This is a genomic window from Thermogutta terrifontis (genome assembly GCF_002277955.1).
Taxonomy (GTDB): domain Bacteria; phylum Planctomycetota; class Planctomycetia; order Pirellulales; family Thermoguttaceae; genus Thermogutta; species Thermogutta terrifontis.
This window is the reverse complement of sequence record NZ_CP018477.1, coordinates 36,615-57,971: the sequence shown is the minus strand read 5'-3', so window position 1 is coordinate 57,971 and position 21,357 is coordinate 36,615. Positions and strand designations below refer to the sequence as shown.

At 57.0% G+C, this 21,357-nt stretch carries 15 protein-coding genes and 1 tRNA gene; 8 read left to right on the top strand and 8 right to left on the bottom strand.

The window, feature by feature from the left end; all coding sequences use genetic code 11:
• Positions 1–25: 25 nt before the first annotated feature.
• The 8 genes from THTE_RS00215 to tpiA all read right to left on the bottom strand — a co-directional run bounded on the left by THTE_RS00215 (position 26) and on the right by tpiA (position 6,768).
• Positions 26–1,972: a peptidylprolyl isomerase gene (locus tag THTE_RS00215; RefSeq protein ID WP_168175759.1), complete on the bottom strand. Its 1,947-nt coding sequence runs from the start codon at positions 1,970–1,972 to the stop codon at positions 26–28.
• Positions 1,973–2,310: 338 nt separating this feature from the next.
• The gene (locus tag THTE_RS00210) at positions 2,311–2,802 is read right to left on the bottom strand and encodes an RrF2 family transcriptional regulator (protein WP_095413535.1); all 492 of its coding nucleotides are present in this window, start codon (positions 2,800–2,802) and stop codon (positions 2,311–2,313) included.
• Between the two features lie 237 nt (positions 2,803–3,039).
• On the bottom strand, positions 3,040–3,603 hold the full coding sequence (coaBC, locus tag THTE_RS00205) for a bifunctional phosphopantothenoylcysteine decarboxylase/phosphopantothenate--cysteine ligase CoaBC (RefSeq protein ID WP_095413534.1): 564 nt from the start codon (positions 3,601–3,603) through the stop codon (positions 3,040–3,042).
• Positions 3,600–3,854, bottom strand: coding sequence for a DNA-directed RNA polymerase subunit omega (locus THTE_RS00200; RefSeq protein WP_095413533.1), 255 nt, complete (start codon positions 3,852–3,854; stop codon positions 3,600–3,602). Before THTE_RS00200 ends, coaBC begins: the two co-directional genes overlap by 4 nt.
• Positions 3,832–4,521, bottom strand: coding sequence for a guanylate kinase (gmk, locus tag THTE_RS00195; RefSeq protein WP_095413532.1), 690 nt, complete (start codon positions 4,519–4,521; stop codon positions 3,832–3,834). The genes THTE_RS00200 and gmk overlap by 23 nt, the downstream gene beginning before the upstream one ends.
• Positions 4,511–5,452, bottom strand: a complete 942-nt coding sequence (locus THTE_RS00190) for a YicC/YloC family endoribonuclease (RefSeq protein WP_157731548.1) — start codon at positions 5,450–5,452, stop codon at positions 4,511–4,513. The genes gmk and THTE_RS00190 overlap by 11 nt, the downstream gene beginning before the upstream one ends.
• Before the next feature lie 137 nt (positions 5,453–5,589).
• The gene (gene secG, locus THTE_RS00185; protein WP_095413530.1) at positions 5,590–5,973 is read right to left on the bottom strand and encodes a preprotein translocase subunit SecG; all 384 of its coding nucleotides are present in this window, start codon (positions 5,971–5,973) and stop codon (positions 5,590–5,592) included.
• 24 nt (positions 5,974–5,997) lie between these two features.
• Complete coding sequence (gene tpiA / locus THTE_RS00180) at positions 5,998–6,768, bottom strand: triose-phosphate isomerase (protein ID WP_095413529.1); 771 nt, start codon at positions 6,766–6,768, stop codon at positions 5,998–6,000.
• Between the two features lie 1,449 nt (positions 6,769–8,217).
• On the opposite strand from tpiA, the gene THTE_RS00160 reads away from it, so the two are divergent.
• The 8 genes from THTE_RS00160 (at position 8,218) to THTE_RS00120 (ending at position 21,342) form a co-directional block, all read left to right on the top strand.
• A complete protein-coding gene (locus THTE_RS00160) occupies positions 8,218–10,275 on the top strand; it encodes a carboxy terminal-processing peptidase (protein WP_157731547.1) in 2,058 nt (685 codons plus the stop codon).
• Between the two features lie 208 nt (positions 10,276–10,483).
• Complete coding sequence (locus THTE_RS00155; protein ID WP_095413524.1) at positions 10,484–11,443, top strand: transglutaminase-like domain-containing protein; 960 nt, start codon at positions 10,484–10,486, stop codon at positions 11,441–11,443.
• Between the two features lie 325 nt (positions 11,444–11,768).
• On the top strand, positions 11,769–12,332 hold the full coding sequence (locus tag THTE_RS00150; RefSeq protein ID WP_095413523.1) for a carboxypeptidase-like regulatory domain-containing protein: 564 nt from the start codon (positions 11,769–11,771) through the stop codon (positions 12,330–12,332).
• 740 nt (positions 12,333–13,072) lie between these two features.
• Positions 13,073–13,145: transfer RNA gene (locus tag THTE_RS00140), tRNA-Lys, on the top strand.
• 1,484 nt (positions 13,146–14,629) lie between these two features.
• Positions 14,630–16,168, top strand: a complete 1,539-nt coding sequence (locus tag THTE_RS00135; protein ID WP_095413521.1) for a tetratricopeptide repeat protein — start codon at positions 14,630–14,632, stop codon at positions 16,166–16,168.
• Positions 16,169–16,645: 477 nt separating this feature from the next.
• Positions 16,646–17,923 carry a hypothetical protein gene (locus THTE_RS00130; protein WP_095413520.1) on the top strand — a complete coding sequence of 426 codons (1,278 nt, stop codon included), beginning with the start codon at positions 16,646–16,648 and terminating at the stop codon, positions 17,921–17,923.
• Entirely contained in the window at positions 17,916–19,184 is a 1,269-nt protein-coding gene (locus THTE_RS00125; RefSeq protein ID WP_095413519.1) for a hypothetical protein, read from the top strand. Before THTE_RS00130 ends, THTE_RS00125 begins: the two co-directional genes overlap by 8 nt.
• A 76-nt stretch (positions 19,185–19,260) precedes the next feature.
• Positions 19,261–21,342: a hypothetical protein gene (locus THTE_RS00120; protein WP_095413518.1), complete on the top strand. Its 2,082-nt coding sequence runs from the start codon at positions 19,261–19,263 to the stop codon at positions 21,340–21,342.
• Positions 21,343–21,357 lie beyond the last annotated feature (15 nt).

Below are 21,357 nucleotides of genomic sequence, written 5' to 3'. Positions count from 1 at the left end.
CGTATCGGTAAACCCGGTGCAGGGCCTAGCGAACGGTCGATTCCATCCCCGCGGCACGACGAGTCAAATTGGGGGACTGGGTGGTGCCGGCCAGGAAATTGTCAATCGTGGCGGCCGCCCGCAACTTGTCAAAATAGTCTGCCATGGCAAGACGCAGTTTCTTTTCCCGAATATCCTCCGTGAGGATGTCTTTGACGGAAGCAAAATCCACATCCACGGGTTTGGTGAAGCCCAGGCAGTAGAGAATGACGTAGGTTTCCGGTCCTACCTGGATAATCCCTGAGATTTCCCCAGGTTTGAGCGAGAAAGCTTCCTCTTCCAGATTGGGCTGACCACCGTGTTTTTGGATGGGGGCCACTTCGCCACGGAGGGCCCGCGTGGCGGGATCGATGGAGTACTGTTCGGCGAGGTCGGCGAAGTTCTCTTCCGTGGGATTGGCACGTGCCTTCTCCCACACCTGCTGGGCCCGCCGAAGATTATTGAGCACGATGGCCCGGCACCGCACCCGGGGACCATAATTCGCCTCGAAGGCCTTCTTCAGGTCTTCATCGGTTACCTGGACGTCGGCATTGACCAGTTTCTTGAGCGCAACGGTGGGCCAGACGAGGTCGTGCCGATAGATCTCAGGCGTGATCTTCTGTTGCTCACAGATCATATCCACCCATCTTTCCACATCGGGCTTGCCATCCGCTCGCGGAGGCAAATTCTGAGAGGCCAACCGCGCGATTTCCGCTTCCACATCGGCATCGGTAATCGTGATACCTCTTTTCTTGCACGCCTGTTCGATGAGTTTGCGGTTGATAGTCAATTCCAGGACCTCCTCCCCGTGGCGGTCGATACAGATCTCACCGAGATCTTCCAGCCGGATCGGCCGACCGTTAATGAGAGCAGCCACGCCGGGCATCTGCTGACGCTTTTGAGGATCGTTGAGGACGTTGACCACCTGGGCCCGCTTCTGAAGCTCCTGAAAGATTTCCTGGGCAACCGTCCGCAGTTTGGCGTCGCGGGCCATTTCTTCCAGCTCCGCCCGCACGTCTTCCAGGCGGACTTTCACAGCGGGAAGCTGGTCCTCGCACTTCAAAATGACAAATTGATTGGCCACGGGAATGACCGGGGAAATTTCTCCCGGCTTGAGGCCGAACGCCACGTCTTCAATTTCTTTCTGCCCGACATGTTTGCGGATCGGCTGGATGAGTCCCTTAAGGCTTGCGCTGGCCGCGTCTTCCGAATACTGCTTGGCCAGGTCGCCGAACTGGTCTGGATGGGCAACCGCCTCGTTCCGCAGGCGTTCCGCCAGGTCCCGCCGACTGACGACAATCATCCGTGCTTTGACGGCCGGGCCATAGCGACTCTCAAATTCCCGTTGCAGTTCCTCCGGCGTTACGAGGAGTTTTTGTCCAGCCAGTTTTCTCAGGGCCAGCATCGGCCAGATGATATCGCGGCGATATTGCTCGGGCTTGATGCCCCGCTCGTCCTTGAGGAGTTTCAGCCAGGCTTCGACGGGCATGCCGAATCGGGTGGCCATCCGCGTGATCTCGGCGTCGATTTCTTCGGCCGTCACGGTGATTCCGCGGCGCTGGCACTCCTCCATGATGAGATACTTGTTCACCACGCTTTCCAGAACTTCTTCGCCATACCGGCGGAGGCATTCCCGACGCAGTTCGTCGCGGGTGATGGGTTCCCCATTAACCACCGCCACGATCTGCGGCTGGCTCGGTTGTGAGGTGACAGCGCCGGAGGCACCTGGTGCCTGGGACGCGCCTGAATTTCCGCGCGGAGCGGGAGCAGGAATGGCCTCGGGGGTTGAACGTGCGGTGCTTGCGGAACCGGGGCCGGGAGCCTGCGCTGTCGCCCGTTCACTTCCCCAGAACCATCGAATGGCTACTGCCGCGCCGACAATTCCGAGAACCCCCAGGACGAGTTTCCATCGAATGTGACGCTTCCCTGCGAATTGGAATTCCTTTCCTTGCATGTCGGTCCCTCCTGTAACCGAGCGCATGGAGAACAGAGTGGGTCAAGAAACACGCCTCTCCGGCGAGACGCCGCAATATAGCACCCACTGGAGAAGACGGTCAAGGCGAATTTTCGGCGAAATTCACCCGCACGTTAACCGTTGGTAATCTCGGGTGGTAAGGACAAACGTTCAATCGCACGGACTGCACCTCGAACGCGGACGAGTCGATCAAAGCTCGAAGAGGGGCCATTTGAGAATCGCCCCGACTGGCGGATCAATCATTCGACCAGCGAATCGGGCGTAATTCCGGAAGTTCAAGACTCGCCCACAGCAGCGGCAGTCAGTGGCGACCCGGTTCAGCTCAGGGACGTGAGATGACAGGGTGGGTCGAGGGGCTGGGAAACGCTATCGCCGGGTGTGGGAATGGTGATTAGGTCCAGGGCCTGAGCCATTCGTTGAAGCGTGGTGCGGGAGAGATAGTCGTGCACCTCGCGGTGGACCATGTTGACCAAATCGCCCAGCATGCAGTTCGCCGCTCCATTTCGGCAGATCGGTTCTCCCAGGAGACAACCCGCCGTGGGAAGTGGACCCTCGATGGCCTGATAAATCTCAGCAAGGGTGATCTCTTCAGGGGGTCGTGTCAATTCAAAACCGCCATGAGGCCCCCGCACGGAACGCAACAGCCCCGCCTTGACAAGACGCTGCATGACCTTGGCAAGATGATGCGTTGAAGCACGGAGAACCTCCGCGAGGCGCTCCGTGGTCCACCGCTGCGGGGAACGCGCCATCACCCCCAGTGCATGAAGCGCCAGAGACGCGGCTTCAGAAATGCGAACCAAACCGGTCATGGGACTACCTCTCTCGCCAGTGGAAACAGCAGGAAGCGGGAAAATCAACCGCCGGTGTGAGCAGAACAAACCAGGACCGCTTTCTAACTAGCCTCAAAAAACATTTCTTACAAATCCAGAGTATTTCGTACCGTTGATACCTAAATTATACGGCCGCGAACCCGAAAGGCCAAACGGCGCGGCTCATCGCGGTCACCAAAAAAGCTGAAAAGACGAGTCGTGACCCGATAGGAAAGATCAGCCGGACTCCGCTGGCGGGCCAGACATTTCTTCCAGAATGGCTTTCAGACGCTGGAAGATCGTCTCCGGCTCGGCCATCCTACCCGGGCCGGTCATGCCACAACTGAGGTAGCCCTCCTCCGGGTCGATGAGAATGAAACCATCCTCTCGCAGCCGCTGAACATTTCGCTGAACGGCGGGTTTCTGCCACATTCGGGTGTTCATGGCGGGGGCGATCACAACGGGACCGGCGAACGCCAGAACCGTCGTGGAGAGCAAATCGTCGGCGAGTCCGCAGGCAGCCTTGGCCAGAAAGTTGGCCGTCGCCGGTGCCACACAGAGAATCTCGGCCTTTTCTGCCAGGTCGATATGGGGATGGGCGCTCAGGGGAGCCCACATATCGAGCGCCACGGGCCGACCTGTCAGCGCCTCGAATGTTTTCGGCGCAACGAGCTGGGTCGCGGCCTGCGTCATGATAACCGTGACACCGGCGCCGGCCTGCACGAGACGGCTCACCAGGGCCGCCGTCTTATAGGCCGCGATCCCCCCTGTTACGCCGATGACAATCTCACGCCCTTTCATAAGGAGCTCAAGCTGGGTGGCGGTTGATCGGATCGGTCGGCGACAGTGCGCACGTTGCCGCCCAAGTCGAGATAGATCTTATCCTCCATAATTTCGCGAAGCACAATCTGGATGCGATCTTTGGTGTCCAGATCGACAAGCGGCGGGGCCCCTTTCATCAGCGCCACCAGCCGCTTTTGAATGAGGGTGGAGAGCTTGAAACGGCCTCCCACCTTGTCGATCAGGGCATCATCTTTCAGTTCCTCGTACATGGCGCTCGCCTCCTGTTTCCGACTGAGAGAGTACTGGCTGACCGGATTCACCCACGTCTGCGGTGATTCCTGCTTCTTTCCTCAGGATGTCACAAATGGCACGAACGGTGTCTTCCAGTCGATCGTTCACCACGCGGTAACGGTACCGCTCGGAAAGTCGCAACTCCTCGGCCGCCCTTTCCAATCGCAGTCGCACAACTTCTTCCGGTTCCGTACCCCGTCCGCGCAGGCGTTGTTCCAGCTCTTCCCAACTGGTGGGGAGCAGAAAGATGCTCACGGCATCAGGGAATTGCTCCTGAACAGTCAGTGCCCCACGGACATCAATGACCAGCAGCACCCATTTACCCGATTGTAATGCGGAAAGGATTGGTTCTTTCAAGGTGCCGTACCAGTGGCCGTCATCGAACACCTGGAAGCACTCCAGAAAGGCCCCGGCCTGGCGGAGCCGCTCGAATTCTTCCGGGGTGAAGAAGCGGTAATGAACCCCATCGATTTCCTCCGGGCGACGAGGCCGCGTGGTGGCCGACACACTTCTCACGAGAGGCACCGGGGATTCTGCCAGCAGCCGATTGGCCACCGTGGTCTTGCCCACCCCCGATGGCCCGGAAAGGATGACAATGCGTCCGGGTCGGTTTTCCGGCCCTTGTAAAGGACGGTCATTCGACATTTTGGACCATTTCCCGCAGCCGTTCCACCTGGGTCTTCATATCCACCACACAACGACTGATTTCGGCATCATTGGCCTTGGCGCCCATGGTATTGATTTCGCGGAACATCTCCTGGGTAAGGAATTCCAGACGTCGGCCGGGGGGTTCTTCCCCGGGACTCTCCAACACGGAGAGGAACTGCTGAACGTGGCTGCGCAGGCGAACGATCTCTTCCGAGATGTCCGCCCGTTCCGCGAAAAGTCCCGCTTCCTTCAAAATGTCTTCCGGCTTCAGAACCTCTGCTGCTTCCCCCAGCAATCGGGTCATCCTCTCCTGGAGCCGTTGCCGATAATTCTCGACGACCATGGGCGCCCGCTGCTCCACCTCTTCGCTGAGGGAGTAGATCCGCAGGCACGTTGCCCGCATATCCGCAGCCATCGCGTGGCCCTCGCGAATGCGCATCGCCTGGAGTTGCTCCAGGGCCTGTGCGATCACCGTGAGGAGTGAGGGAAGAATTTCCGCAACATAGGCGGAGGGATCAACCAGCTCACTCACAATGCCGGGAAGCACCAGAAACGGCTCGATGCCGGAAGGCGGCGTTAAACCGGCATCCAAGGCGGCAGCTTCCACCTGACGGTAATACCCCAGCAAAACCTGGGTATTGATCCGATAGTCTCCAGGCCGCGGTTGCCGATCCAGGAACAGCGCTACCTGCACCGTGCCGCGACGAATGTACTTCCGAACCAGATTTTCGATCTCATTCTCCGCGGCCGCGGGCAGATCTTCGTTGCAGCGAATCGATATTTTCAGGAATCGATTGTTGACCGCGCGGATTTCCACCCGAAAGGACGTCTCGTCCTTCTGCAATCGGGCTTCGCCGAAACCGGTCATGCTGCAAAGCAACGGGGATGCCTCCGCATTCCGAATCAATGCCCGCTTTGCGGCGGTCACTTCCCTCCACGATCGCTCATTCTAGCCCCGGAGTTGCGAAGCGGCACAGCCTTCTGCGTTGGGCAACTCAAAAGAACACGATAACGTCGCTTAAAAAGGAAGTCCGAGCGGGAAAGACCCGCTGCGCCAGTGACGATCTACTGCGGCGTCGGAGCGACCGGAGCGCTGCTCGTGGGATTGTCCGTAGCCCCTCCTGTCCCCTGCCCGGACGGCTCGGGAAGTGTTGTCGGCTCCAGAGGGGCTGAATTCGTGACCGTCGGAGCCGTGGGTCCCAAATCAAGCCGGGACCGATGCGTCCATCGGAAATACAGGTGACTGAGGATGCAAAGGCAGATCCAGAAGGCAGCCACCCCAATCGTGATGCGTGTGAAGGTATCCCCCGCCTTGGCACCAAATGCGCTCTGGCCACCGAGGCCCCCGAAGGCACCAGCCAGTCCACCGCCGCGCCCCCGCTGAATGAGCACCAGCAGGATCATGAAAATGGCCGTCAGGACCAGTAATATCAGAATAAGAAACTTCATATCCTCACCGCGTTTCTCGCCACATCAGGTCCCCACTTTGACCTTTTGGGCGGCCGCAACAATCCCCAGAAACTCATCGGCCTTGAGGCTTGCGCCGCCGATCAGGCCACCGTCCACATTGGGCTGCCGGAATATATCTCCTGCAATCGCCGCCTTGACACTTCCACCGTACTGAATTCGCACCGAATCTGCAACGTCCTTCCCGAATCGCTCCCCAAGAAGGCGGCGGATTTCGGACTGGACCTCCTCGGCCTGCTCGGGAGTGGCGTTCTCCCCCGTTCCGATGGCCCATACTGGCTCGTAGGCGATGACACACTGCCGCATCTGGTCCGCAGTGAGCCCGGAGAGGCTGCCATCAATTTGACGCCGGACCACCGCGAGGGTCTTGCCTTCTTTTCTCTGCCGGAGCGTTTCCCCCACACAGATGATGGGTTGCAGCCCACACTCCAGGGCGGCAAACACCTTTTCGTTCACGAATTCGCTCGACTCGCCCATCGCCCGGCGTTCGCTGTGCCCGAGGATCACATACCGGCAACCCATATCTTTGAGCATGGGCCCGCTGATCTCGCCGGTGTAGGCGCCCTTGGGTTCGGGATAAAGGTTCTGCGCTCCGAGGGCGACCGGGCTTCCCACCAGGGCCTGCGCCACCGCCTCGAGATAAACGAACGGAGGACAAACCGCGACGTCCACGCCAGGGTAGGCCCCGGCCCCTTCCGCCACGGCTTCAGCCAGCGCGACGGCAGAAGCTCGGTCCATATGCATCTTCCAGTTGCCTGCAACAAATGGACGGCGCATGGTAGTCGGTCTCCTTTGTCCTGCTCCGGAGTGCCCAACCGCGAAGCCTCTCTCTAAAGACTCATTGGGCAATCACTCGTGGCGTGAGGGGAGATGCCTCGCACATGGTTGGCCGAAAACCCTTATCTTCGCCGGTTTGGCCCACTCTGACAAGTGGGCAGGAGGTTGCCTCATTTCCACTTTTCGGATGGCACGGGCCCAATGTGTCGGTAGAAGCAATTCATGAATTGCCCGTGCCGGTGGCGTGGCTGGCGTGGAACCGGGTCGTCGATACGTGGAGTGCGGGGCTTTAGCCCCGCTTTCGGCGCGGGACTTCAGTCCCCGGTGAAAGGCAATGGATGATCCAACGTCGAAAAGCGGACCCGACGAGCGGGTCCCTCCGGAAAAGGTCCCTCCGGCAGGCGGACGTGACAAGCACGTCCCTCCGAAAGGTCGGAGGGGCACGCTTGTCGTGCCCGGTGAAAGCGAATGGATGATCGAACGTGCGCGAGCGGACCAAACGAGCGGGGCCCTCCGGAAAAGGTCCCTCCGAGAGGCGGACGTGACAAGCACGTCCCTCCGAAAGGTCGGAGGGGCACGCTTGTCGTGCCCGGCGAAAGCGAATGGATGATCGAACGTGCGCGAGCGGACCCGACAAGCGGGTCCCTCCGGAAGATGGACCTGACAACTCATGAATGGACGCCCTGGAACTTGTCCTTCCATTGGATGGATTGGAGGCTCGGGTTCCGCCCCGACCGCTACTCAGTTGATATCTCGACCAACGGTGAGATTGTGAAGGCTAAAGCCTTCACCAGAAAGCGGCGATAAATCGCCGCACTCCATGATAAATCGCCGCACTCCATGGAGTGCGGGGCTTTAGCCCCGCTTTCCACGTGGGACTTCAGTCCGCGGTGAAAGGCAATGGATGATCCAACGTCGAAAAGCGGACCCGACGAGCGGGTCCCTCCGGAAAAGGTCCCTCCGAGAGGCGGACGTGACAAGCACGTCCCTCCGAAACGTCGGAGGGGCACGCTTGTCGTGCCCGGCGAGGAGGGATGGGTCATCAATCGGTGTTCATCAGACCCGACGGGCGGGTCCCTCCGGCAGGCGGACGTGAAAAGGACGTCCGCGGGGCGGCAACTTTCACCTTGTGAAATCCCGTCCCCAATGCTACGATTTCACGGAATTCGGCGGGTTTTGGGCGCGATATCCGCAAATTATCGCCCGGTCTGCCGGGACAGACTTCGGCGGGCTATCAAGGGGGATGAGCCACTCACAATCGCGGTAAAGAGGCACCCCAACGCGGCCTTTCACCGTCCTGCCGCTGTGTTTTTTACACTCCCCCGATTGGATCAACCGGGTTAAAATTAGGTCAGCAAAGGTGTATTGTTGATGAGTGGACAGTTGGTCGGGCTAACGCATACGCCGGACCGGATGGTAAAGTTTCCCCTTTTGTTTTGGATTCCAGCGATGAGATTGTCCCAACGCTCTTACTCGAGGGTGCCCCTCATCCTTCTTTGGACTGGACTTCTTGTCCTTGTCAGCAGCATTTCCGCCTGTGGAGACCCCGCCGGGCCACGTGCCCAGGACCGCTACATCGCACGGACGATTGCCATCCGGCTTCCCCAGGGGCATCTCACCAAACATCCTCTGGACGAGGAAATTTCGCGGCGGGCGTTCAAATTGTTCCTCAAGTCCCTCGACCCCATGAAACTCTATTTCTATCAATCTGATGTGGATCGCTTCGCCGAGAAACAGGACCAGTGGGCAACGCTGCTTAAGAGTGGAGACATCAGCCCGGCTTATGAAATCTTTTCCGTATTCCTCAAACGGGTGGACGAGCGGGTGGCCACCGCCCTGGAAATCCTCCAGCAGCCTCTCGATTTCACCCAGGACGAGGAGATCATCCGCGATCCCGATCTTCTGACCTATCCCAAAACGCCCGCGGAGGCCCATGACCGCTGGCGGAAACGGATCAAGCTTGATTTGCTCGTTCTCAAGGCGGACAAAGAGACGAGCGGACCGGCAGCCATCGAAAAGCTTCAGCGCCGTTACACGAGCTTCGCCAAGCGAATCCACCAGACTGACGAGGACGAACTCCTCGAGACCTATCTGTCGGCCATCTGCGAGGCTTATGATCCCCACACCAGTTACATGTCCCCCGAGACGCTGGAAAACTTCGACATCACCATGAAACTCGAGCTGGAAGGCATCGGGGCGGCCCTCCAGTCGGAAGACGGCTATGTCGTGGTGAAACGCATCATCCCGGGAGGAGCGGCGGCAAAAGATGGTCGCCTCAAAGTCGATGACAAAATCATCGGCGTGGGACAGGGCGAAGACGGCGAAATCGTGGACGTCGTCGATATGAAACTTTCCGATGTTGTTCAGCTCATCCGCGGAAAACGGGGCACGGTGGTCCGGCTGGAAGTACTCCCTGCCGACGGCAGTCCCAAACGAATCATCACCATCACCCGTGAAAAAATTGAACTCAAAGACAGCGAGGCCAAGGGACAGGTCTTCGAAGTGGGGCAAAAGCCGGACGGCAAACCGTACCGCATCGGAGTGATCGACCTGCCCAGCTTCTATATGGATATGAGCGGTGCCCGGCTGGGCATCCCTGAATTCCGCAGCACCACGCGAGATGTGCGGCGCATCCTCGACTCCTTCACCCAGCAGGGCGTGGATGGCGTCATTCTGGATCTCCGGCGAAACGGCGGCGGCTCGCTCCAGGAAGCCATCAACCTCACCGGCCTGTTCATCGAAAGTGGTCCCATCGTCCAGGTGAAGGATTCGGCAGGTCGGGTGATGGTTTACGACGACGAGGACACCAGCGTCGCCTGGCGCGGTCCGCTCATCGTGCTCATCAGTAAATTCAGCGCCAGTGCCAGCGAAATACTCGCCGGTGCAATTCAGGACTACCGCCGCGGGCTGATCGTCGGCGACCACAGCACCCATGGAAAGGGTACCGTGCAGAGTCTCATTGATCTCGGGCAGGAACTCTTCCGTCTTCCCAATGCCCCCAAACTGGGAGCCCTGAAACTGACCATCCAGCAGTTTTACCGACCGGACGGGGACAGCACTCAAAACCGCGGCGTGCTCGCCGATATCGAACTCCCCTCACTCACCAATCATCTGGAGGGCATCGCCGAGTCGGATCTCGACTACGCCCTCCCCTTCGACCGCATCCAGCCGGCCAAATATCAGGTCTATCCGGATGTCAACAGTGCCGTGGTGGACTTTCTGAAAAAGCGTTCTGAAGAACGGGTCAATAACTCCCCGGACTTCCAGAAAGTGAAGCAGGACATCGAGCGCTACCTCGCTCAACGTCAAAAGAAAACGGTGCCGCTCCAGGAAGAAAAATTCATGGCCCAGGTCAAGGAACTCAATGCCGACAAGGAAGAAGAGAAACGCCTCCGTGCCCTCGACGAAGGGAGCGAAGAAGGCATCAAACGCGATTACTATCTGGAAGAAGTGTTCCAGATCATGACCGATTACCTCCAGCAGCGGGTCGTGGCACAGGCCCGGTGAAGCTTTCCGAAGCTGGACCACCGACCGTCCGCACAGCTCCGGTTGCGGTTGTTGACTGAGGAACAACGGCTTGCAGAAGGCACACACGTCGGTGTGATAACCGTCCAAATGCAGCAAGATATTGCCATCGCCGCTGAGGACGGCAGGTCCTTCGCCCGCGGATGAGGCGTTTGTCACAAAGCGTGGCTTGATAGATAACGAACGGGCAATGAATCGCATCGCGAGCTTCGGCTGCTTCGTTTTGCTCACCATCGCGGTTTTGCCGCGCCCACTTTGGGCCCAGTTCAAGGAAGACCAGGGCAAGGGCTGGCGGCTGGGTGAGGCCGTCGTTTCCAAATGGCAGGCCGGTATCGTGGTCAAGGCAGTGGCCGGTGCCTGCCGAAATATGGTCGGGACGGCCCCCCTCCCCCGCGACTGGCCCGAACAACAGGTGGAAATCGTGGAAGAAGATTTCTCTCCAGGCGTCACCGTCCAGTACCGCACCGTGGATAACCTTGTCGATCAGATGGTGGTAAAAATCCCCAGCCTACCCAACGGGAGTGAGGCCCACGCCCTTGTGACGGTCGAGGTCCGCCGACATGTCCAGCTCCCCCCGCCGGACACAACGATCTTTCGAATCACTGACAAGCTACCCACCGATGTTCGCGTGTTCCTCGGTCCCAGCCCGAAGATCGAATCCCGGGACCCAAAAATCATGGAGCAGGCGAAAACCCTCATTGCCCAGGGCAGCAACGACTGGGAAAAGGTCCGTTCGATCTATAACTTCGTCCGGGAGCACGTCAAGTATCAAAGCGGCGCACCCCTGAGAGGGGCCGTCTATGCATTGAAAGAGGGCGTCGGCGACTGCGAGGACATGACCTCCCTGTTCGTGGCTCTCTGTCGGGCAGCAGGCGTCCCGGCCCGCACCGTCTGGGTGCCCGGTCACTGCTACGGAGAGTTCTACCTCGTCGATGACGAGGGTCGAGGCTACTGGTTCCCCTGCCAACTCGCCGGAAGCGAAGCCTTCGGCGAAATGCCGGACCCTCGCCCCATCCTCCAGAAAGGCGACAACTTCCGCTCCCCGGTCAACTCCCGAGAACGTGTTCGTTATCTTGCCGAAAGCCTCACCGGCGGCGGCCTCGGCGGAGAACCTCAGGTCCAGTTCATACGCAAACAACTCGCCAACTGATTCGCCCGCAGCTTAACCCACCCGATCAAATCACTCTACCGCGGCAAAAAGCAACAGAACCTCTCCCCATGAGTTATTACACGCCCTCTCCGGCGACCGCCCCCTGAAGTGCTCACATCAACGGCTTGGGACGTCGCATCGAGAAAAACATCTCTTGACAGCTTCCCTGACGAGAGGCTACTTTCCGCGCCCCGGCCGTTGGCGGTAAGGTCATTCTCCCTTCTGCCGACCTGGAGATGTTCGATACTCGGTCTGCCTCGGAGAAACTTTTAACGTTATCACCGTAACTTTTTCCGACCTACGGAAATCTGTTGGAGGATCGGCAATGACGTGCGGAAGTTGGCCTCGTACCACCGGAATTCGCGGTATCCTCGCGTTGGCAATCCTCTTATGCCTGGCGGTCGGTCAGGCCCAGGCGGGCAACCCCGAATCGCAGCAGGCCACGGGCAACCGGCCTCGTATCCCCGACATTCGCCTGGTTGGCCGAAATACCCTCCAGGGCACGGTTGTTTCTCCCCAGGGAGCCCCACTCGCGAACGTCTTGTTGACCCTCTATCGGCCTGATTCCCCCAAAGCCCTGACCCACGCGAGGAGCGACCGCCAGGGCCGGTTTCAAATCGTGGGCATCACTCCGGGAATCTATCACCTCCGCGTGGAGCCCGACAGCTTGGCTACCGTGCGCGTCTGGGATGCTACAACGGCCCCGCCCTCTGCCCGCGATCAACTCCTCGTGGTGGTGGGCACTCAGACGATTCGTGGCCAGCGGCAGGTCGATGAACTGCTGACAATCGATGACAAACTGGTCGTGGGAGGAATGGTCGCCGCTGCTATCGCCATCCCCATCGCCATCGCCAATTCGGATAAAGACGTGACCCCCATCAGCCCCTGAGGGAACCTCCTTCCCGGCGGAACTCCTTCGGTCGGCCTTTTGATGGCCGCCGGAACCATTAGCTCAAACTAGCCCGGTTCCCGGTTTCCTCGACCAGCATGGACGCACAAAGGCAGATCGATCGGGCCGCAACCACCGGCATCCTCACCAGTTTGGACCGATTCAGCAAGAGGATAGTCCTTCCATCTGTCGGCTTCTCGCACATCCACCAATCGCTGAGGTGAAGGAAGCCAATCCCAGCCTCGATATACTCCATTGCCGATCGGCGAGCCCTGCCCGTTCCGCCGCCGGCGACGTCATCTCCGACGATCGGGGCCCTGGCTAATCCAGACGAGCCGGTTAAAATTAGGAAAAGAAGCCAGACCGCTGTTGCGAGAATGCCCGACATGGGTGCTGCCGAGGAGCATACCGGCTGGTCCGCCCATGGCCCAGTGGCTGGGACGAGTGTGATAAGTTCCTGTTGATCACACCTCGGAGAACCGGGCGGGGTGAGGTTAGCAATTCCGTGGAGAATGCGGGAGGCCTCAAAGCGGGCCGGACAATTGAATAATGCGGTGGGTGGCGAGATCGGGTGTCCAAGGAAAACGGTCTGAGGCCGTCAAGGGCCGGAGATACCCGGCGGTGCACGGTAAAATTGGGCGCCTAAGCGGGTGAGAGCCGATCCGAAAACTAAAGGACGCTTGTCAACTCAAGCGTCCTGTGAAGTTTTCGGGCGTGGGAAGTGATACAAGAAGTTAGTTGGGGCTGTAGCTCAGGTGGTAGAGCAACGGACTTTTAATCCGTAGGTCTCGGGTTCGAGTCCCGACAGCCTCAATCCACAGTAGATATCCAAAACCCCGTGATTTCCCACGTAAGTGACGGATTTCACGGGGTTTTTGATTTCGCCACAATGTTCTGGCAGAAAAACCTTGCATGCCGGATAGAAGGGAAAACCTCGAAAACCTCGCATAGAACCTGGAATGGACCTGACAAGCAGGTCCCTTCGAAACATGGAGGGGCACGCTTGTCGTGCCCGGTGAAGCGGCATGGTATATCAGACGTCGGAATAGCGGGCCGCGTAAGGCGTGCTTCCATTGCATGGATTGGAGGAACGGGTTCCACCCCGACCGGTACTCCGTTTTCATCCGGATCAATGGTGAGATTGTGAAGGCTAAAGCCTTCACAAAAAAGCGGCGATAAATCGCCGCACTCCATGGAGTGCGGGGCTTTAGCCCCGCTTTCCGCGCGGGACTTCAGTCCCCGCTGAAACGGAATTCATGATCGAACGTTGATAAACGGACCCGACGAGCGGGTCCCTCCGACGTTGGTAGGGGCGATTCATGAATCGCGCCCAAAATACGTTCATCAGGGCAAAACGGCATGTCGATAGGGGCAATTCATGAATTGCAAGTACAGCACATTCAGATCCAGGAAGGGCCAATTCATGAATTGCCCCTACCGGTGAACGCTGAGAGTGCTTGTTCCGTGTAGAGAAAGACGTCCCTCCCCAGTCCCAATACACGGACGTGACAAGCACGTCCCTCCAATCGCAGAAGCGGACCTGACGAGCAGGTCCCTCCGAAAAATGATTCGGAGGGGCACGCTTGTCGTGCCCGGTGAAAGGAAGCGGATCATCCATCATAGAAAAACGGACCCGACGAGCGGGTCCCTCTGAGCTGAATTTCGCTTCCGCCCAAGCCCGTGCCCACGTCCGCATGCCCGTCGCAGAGCCAAAACATCACGAGTGGGCCATACCAAACATCTTCGCTGTTTAAAAGGCCATTGAACCAAGGTGCTCGGCATTGCCACAAGAGAGGCTTTTCCGGCCGAGAGCTACAGAGACATCCGTGAACGCGATTGAAGGCCCGCCCTAAGTGCGTTGTCCTCTTATCGAATTAACAGCGGGTTCGCCGCCGTGCTTCTCGTGGTTGCTATCGAAAAATCTGCGTAACTCGGCGCCGGGGTGACAGTCGTGGCTGGCGTTTGGTTTCTCCCTTCTTTAAACTGCGCCGTTTCTCGTCTACGCGCATCTGCCCAGCAAGCCTCCACATACAGCCCCGCATCTGGATCTGCGATTTCACAATCTATTTAACGTGGGAGATTCACACGGGAACCTCACCCTAACCGGGGAACTAACTCCGAGATAAGCGCCCTGTTAACCGAGAGGCATAGCCAGTAAAAATTGGCCCGGACAACCAGGCAACTGAAAGATCACCAAACAAGTGATCTTCGAATTGAAAACCGGAATCGCGGTAATTAGAATCGGTGAACGGTGTGGGTCGCAAATGTACCATGGTCAAACGGGAAAGGAGAACCAAATGAGGGCGTGCCGCTTAGTGTGCTGGACACCACTTGTCGCAGCTATCTTCTTCGCAATCGTCAGCCGGACCACTCCGGTCAAAGCGGAGCCAGTAAATGCTCCTCCGGTTTCATCTCCGACGGCGTCACAACCGTCTCCCTCGTCTGCTGAGCAGTCGAGTGAGCTAGCAAGGGCGCGTGAAAACCTTCCCGAGTTGTGGAAAACCCTGAAGAAAGACATTCAGGATGCAGTTGAATTCAACCAAGAGACATTTACCGAAAACGGGTGGACGCTCAAAGGAAAGAAGTATCTTTCTCCCGAAGAAAAGGAAACTTTCGAAAAGAATATAAAAAGTGCACTGCAACGGGGCGAGGGCAACGTCGCGCAGCACCTACCCAAAGTTGCCGAACCCGATTACCAAGTGAAAATCGAGGTCAACCCCAGAGAAATCTTGGAGAATGGATTGCGTCAAGACGGGTTACTGGAAGCAATACCCCTCGCTGATATCGATGAAACGAAGAAGCGGTTGCTGTTCCGGACAGACAAGCCTTTGTTGGAAGGGGAAAAAGCTAAGATTATAAGCCAGTTGGAAACAATGTCCAAGAACTTGGGATTTACTGGCTTTATTGTCGACCTGAGCACGCCAGCGCTGCCACAAGCCCCCTCGTCCCCACCGGATCAGCCAGCTTCACCTTCACCCATGCCTCAGAAAAGTGATTCTGTAGCTAAAAAGCTGCCAGAAACGTCCCCCCCTGCCACCTTTGATCAAGCGCAACCTGAAAGTCACGTCTGGGAGCAAAATTTGGCGGGGCCACTCACTCTAGCACCGGTTGGCGAGTATTATGAGGTTGGTCATCGGTGTCTCTTAGGTCGCCTTTTCTGCTGCTTCGGCAGGCATCAGTATGTCTTGTCCAGCTCTGATTGGTGTGCGAGTTCAGTTTATGTACGGGAGTCTGATCCTGTCGGACCCGCTTCCGCAAACCCCAGACCCACAAGTGTGCCCGACAGCTTTTGGAATAACGAGCAATTAGTTGCGCGTCTGATTGCCGCGTTTGTCCCTCACGGCCCTGAAGCCGAAGCATTGAGTGGAAATCACCGGACAAAGACGATCCTGCAAGTCTCCTATGAGTCTGTCAACACTCCCGCCAACGGCCCGTCGGAAGGAATTATTTTGCCGCAGTTGTCGAGCGAATTGTTCGGCCGTGGCACACATCTATTCTGGCAAGGGAACTATGCGGAAGCTTTGGAGCTTTTTGAAATGGGTTTGCAGGTCAACTCTGAGGACGCGCGCCTGTGGTATTTCAAGGGCTTTTCAGAACTGGCGCTCAACAGAATGGACGATGCAGAGCGCTCAATTACTACGGCGATTGTGCTGCATGAAAAGTCCGCGAACCCGCGAGAGATTGCGATGGCGTTGGAAAGGGTTCAGGGCAGGTTCCGCGCTGTGATCGAGAAACTTCGTCCAAGGGCAGCGCTAGCATTACGGACAACCCGGCCTAGGGGCCCCCAGCCAATGAGCCCGCAGCCACTTGCGAGTGATTCCAGGCAAATTCGATAGAACAGACCCAGCCGTTTTGGCCTTCCCGGAAAGGCCGAAGCTGGCTGGCGCGTGACTCGGTAAAATGTCATCGCAGGGATCTGAGGATCCGGATTGAATCAATAACTTGTTTAACTATTAAGTAGGTCGTCGATACGGCGTATTGGTGATTGGTGAGGCTCAGTCAAGCCATACGATACGGTAGTTCTAGCTGAGTCAAAATGAGAATACGGCGGCGCCCACTCAGGAGGGGTCGCTGGCCTTGGGCAGCGCCCCGGGGAACCCAGGGTTGACGACTAGTGGGCCCGGCCCAACCCGTATAATGGTGCCCAACAACGCGTGGCTCTAAACTTTTGACCAGGCAAGATCTCCCCTTTATACAAACTACATCGCCCAGGTACTGAGTATGGACAGCGGGCCGCCTATTGCAAAACACAGACGACGAGGTATCATTTACAAAGAGGTGGTGTTCGCGGGGCTCTTATCCGGAGAGCGGGGATGAGTCAGCCACAGAGGCAGGAAAAAATTGGGGCAACTAATGCTAAAGATGCTTCTCACGCGGCACGCGGGCTTCTGGGGGAGGATGGCGGTTTGGACTTTTTGTCGGAGGGTGGGTTGGTCCTCTGGCGCACCGTGCGGGATGGAGTAAAGTATCGGCCACCCCCTTTACCAAATCACGTCCCCCGCTGGCATCAAGAGTCTCGGTCACGCATTCTATTCAAAATGCCCCTTCGTGATCCGCCCCGTCGGCTTTTCACGCTCGCACAATATTGCCAGCAACTTCGTGAACAGCGACAGGAGCTGTGCCGAATCCCTGCCAACTCCCCAATAATTCCCGAGCCGCTGCGATTATTGGACGAGATAGTGGATAAGGTCCTGGACCTTGTGGAACACCTCCATGCCCAGCATGAGGGCGTCGGTTTACTGGCCCCCGAGAATATCCTGATTCTGGAATGGGAAAATGGGATTACAGTGAGTTTTACCGATCTGGGATTCTATTGGGACGATCCGCTGGCTCCCACCCTTCCGGCATGGCTCGAATCTGATCCCAAGGTCAATCCACACGCCGAACTTTGGGAGAACCCCCGGCGACAGCTAGAACGGTTCGACAGCAGCTGCGATTTGCGCATCCTTGGACGAGTCTTCTGTTCAGCCCTCTTGGGACGGCCGTATCGCGATGTTCCCGATCCGGACACCGTTCCTGAGACTCAGGCCGATCCCCCCTCCGTTCCTCTCGCAAGAAGAATCTGGGTTGTCCTCGCACAAATCATCCACGGTGAGCTGACCAGTATTGACGATATTCGGCAAGCTCTGCGGGAATATCCACTCAGCCAGCATTTTTTAGGTCCGGTCCACCGTCGTGTGAGCGGCTGGGCCATTGGTCTCGCTACAGCCACCGTGTTATTGACCCTAGGCGCTTTAATATTCGCAATATGGCTTATTCTCCGAGCGCCAGATCATCAGGCAAGTGATCTGTCCCAGTCTCAATCGCCGCAAGGAACGGGCACCAGCGAAGACCTGGCCGCTCCGCAGACCGCCCCTGCTCCAACGGATTCCCACAATTTTCCGGTAAGTGCAACGCTGGCCGATTTAGAAAAGAGTTTTACCGAGATTGTCACACAATACAGGGATAATCCGACCCCCGTTCAGTGGGAAGAAACAAATAAGCGGCTCCGGCAATTGCGGGAACAGTTACGTAATTCTTCTGGGGCACAGGCAGAAGCTCTTAGGAGCAAAGTGGAGAGGTTCCTTGAGCTGGAGTTCCCCCATGATTAGCCGATCATCACAGGGCCTGGTTCATCTGGTTGTGGCGCTGATGCTCCTCGGCCTGGCGCCCACGGCAGCCCGTCCAGCCGAGTCAGCTTCGGCCGAGAGTGCCGCTCGATCCGCTGACGCCCAATCCCTCCTGCTTCTTGTGCGGGCAAATCCGGAAACGACGTCAGATCGAATTAAGGCAACACTCCTGGCGGGAATCAAGCAGGCAGGTTGCACCTGTACCTCTATCCAGATCCGAGAAGTTGATCCTCGCGTTATTGATCAACTGGAAGCAACCCTGCGCATGCTCGAGCCAACGAGCAAGGGATGGGTTAATCGGCTGACCAGTAAACTCGAACTGAGAAAAACCGAACTTCAGACGTGGGAAATTCGTCTCCCCGCCCCCACAACCGATTGGATCGAAAAGCTTGAAGTGTGGTATGAACGCGCCCAGGAGTGGGTCTCGTACGAACCTGTCCCACCGGAAAAGGCTCAATTTCCGGGACTTATTGTTATTTCCGTCCGTAATGGCCTCTATGAATTTCGCCCCGATGAGCAAAAAGGTCGTCCAGCAAAATACAGAGTTCATTACTCCGGACCAAATTCTCCCAAGGTCGATGAAGGCGACTTTCCACTCGTGGATAAATGCTATGTGATCAACCTCCTCGACTTTGTGGGGGATAAAACGCAGCTTTTCGAGGTAGTCAAAAATAAAGATAAAGTGGCGAATCCATTCACGGATATTCGCGAGCGGACCAACGTCACATTGGTGTTCGGAAGTATCGATGCCCGCAGTGCAGCGACGGGGGAAACGGTCGTTGGCACCGACCTGTTTGTGAGTGTGAGCGGTGTTGCTGGGCGGAGTCCCTCCCGCGCTTGGATGCTGTTTCCCTTGACCCAGGAAGAGGCGCAGCGGACCGCCGCCATGATCGATAAGCTGCCTGATCCTTCGGTGGCACTCCCAGAGTTTATCCGGAAGAATGCCGCTTCGCCTGACCAGGCCGTTTTGGAATTGCCAGGCCCCCGCTGGTTCGAATTGGCCCCAAGTGGTTCAGGATTTGAAGGGCGCATCAAACTGGCGCGACGAATCGAAGATCTTGGATCGCTCGTTCAGAAATATCCTAGAATGTATCGCATACTCGTATGGGAATTCGAATATCCGAACAATTCCTCGCGAGAAGCCATTTATGTGGAAGCGCCAGGGGGTGATCGTCTCTATATCATGGAAGAAATGAGTTCTTGGGATCGAATCCTGAGGCAGGCACTCCAGGCAAATCCGTGACTATGTTCTTGGACAAGATTGTTTGCATCGGTTAACGATCAGCGAATGGGAATCATCGAAATGGAGGAAGCCGGGCATGAACGGTGAGCTGCGCCAACTTGTGGAAGAGGCATGTCCGCTCGTTCCTGTTGGCCATCGCGCTCGGCTGGTTCAGCAGTTCAATTTGGCCCGGGACCTAGCTGAAATCGTTTGTCAGTCCTATCCCGAAGGTCACCTGCCGGAATCGATCAACAAGGCCCTCAGTGCACTGACCCGATTAGGGGAACAGCTCTCCCGGAGAACATATTGCGTCGGCTTTTTGGGGCCATTTCAGGCTGGCAAATCGAGCACCTTCAATAATGTGCTCAATGCGACCGATACCGAGGAGGAACCGGCCAAGGTGGGCCAGGGATTTCCCACCACGGCCGTCATCACCCGGCTGGTCAAGTCCGCCTCGGGAAAGCATTGCGTTCGTCCGGTTTTCCTTTCCACGACCGAATTTGAGGAAAAACGCCAGTTTCTTCTTCGTCTCGTCGGATTTAAAGGTAATGAAAAGGATGAGGTTGTACTTCAACAAATTCCGGATATTCTGAGAAATTGGACTAAGGAAGTCCGCACCCGGACGGATGCATCGGGCAATGAAATACCGGTACGGCGAAAGGATGTCGAGTATCTCGCGTTATTTCTGAGAAGTTATGCGCGGTTTCGCTCTAGCATTGCCGATAGCCGTATCGTCCTTAATAATGTGCCCTTTGCAGAACGTGCCCGGTATCTGCAACATCCGCCCGATCCGTGGGATCAACAAGATGCCCACGTTACTCCTTTGCTGCGCGAGGTGATTATTGAATACAGCACGGAGGCCATCCCGCCTACCCTTGAACTTCTGGATCTTCCCGGCTATGACGGTGATTGCAGTGTCGATGCCTTTCTAACCGACCAGTTCCTCAAGACGCTTCAGGCGGCCTTTGTCTTTTGCCGAGCTACCGACTTCGGCGGAATCGTAGAAACCATTGTGACTAATCTGCGGCACGTGCTGGGACACGACCTTCGCGGTCGCGTCTGGCTGGTCATCACCCGCTGTGATGATATTAATATCCGAAACGGTGCAACGCGTGAAGACCGCAACATTTTCGATCAAATAAAGAATTTCGCCAAAAACAAAGGTATTCCCCAAAGCCAGATCATCTTCGTGACCAATGATCTGGCGGGATTTCGTCGCCGGATGGAGGACGGGACTTTTCGGAAGCGGGTGAATGAACTGATTGATGCTGTCTCCGATGACTGGCCAGAGCTGAGGCAACAATGGGACAGCCTCAGCGAGGACGGTGGAATTGGCGCCTTGCGACGATTGATTGTTGATCAGGTCGCCAAGCAGGTCGGCGAGTCCATCGCGCGTCAGGCCAGCAACCGACTGCCAGAGCTTTGTGAAACATTCTACAGCCATCTCCGGGAGTTGGATAACGAGAAACGGCTCGGTGAGTTGCCCGAGCGGATCAGCAAATGGCGACATCGACTCCTGCAGGCCGCCATCATCACTCCCTCTCAAATTCGGAGTTTCGCTAACCAGTTCTTCAACGACCTTTCAGCCACATGGGACTCTCTCGAGCTTCGTTCGGAGTTGGTTGATCATATCGCCAGGGAGGGCGGCAACACTCGCTTGCGCGAAGAATTCATGATGCATGCTTATCGGCTGGACAACGCCATCCAAACCTTCCTGCGAACAGAATGGACGACGACAGCCTACCGTCCTCTGGTGGAACAGCTGCGTCAGCACGAACATGCCGATGGGAGCTTGTCACTGCCCGGCGTTTGCGATTCCGGCATTGCAGACTACTTGGAGGATTGCGCAACTCGCGATCAACGGGACCTGTCCTGGATAAATGGAAAACTTCCCTCATTCAAGGCGCACAATCCTTTCGAGGATTTACCCGATCATTCGGCGCCCATTTACACGGGCGAGGAATATCTGGAGGTTATGACTCGAAAAATGCAGGTTGTTTCACAACAGATAGCAATTCTTCTCACTCTGCGAGTTTACGACAAAGTTAGAGAATTACTGGAACTGATCCGCCAGTATGCGCTGGATTTGTTTAATCGTGGAGACATTTCTTTGCCCCACGAATGGTCTCAAATGATGGCTGAGTTTGATAGACGTATGTCCGAAATCGTTCGCACTTGATAAATCATTGTTGGA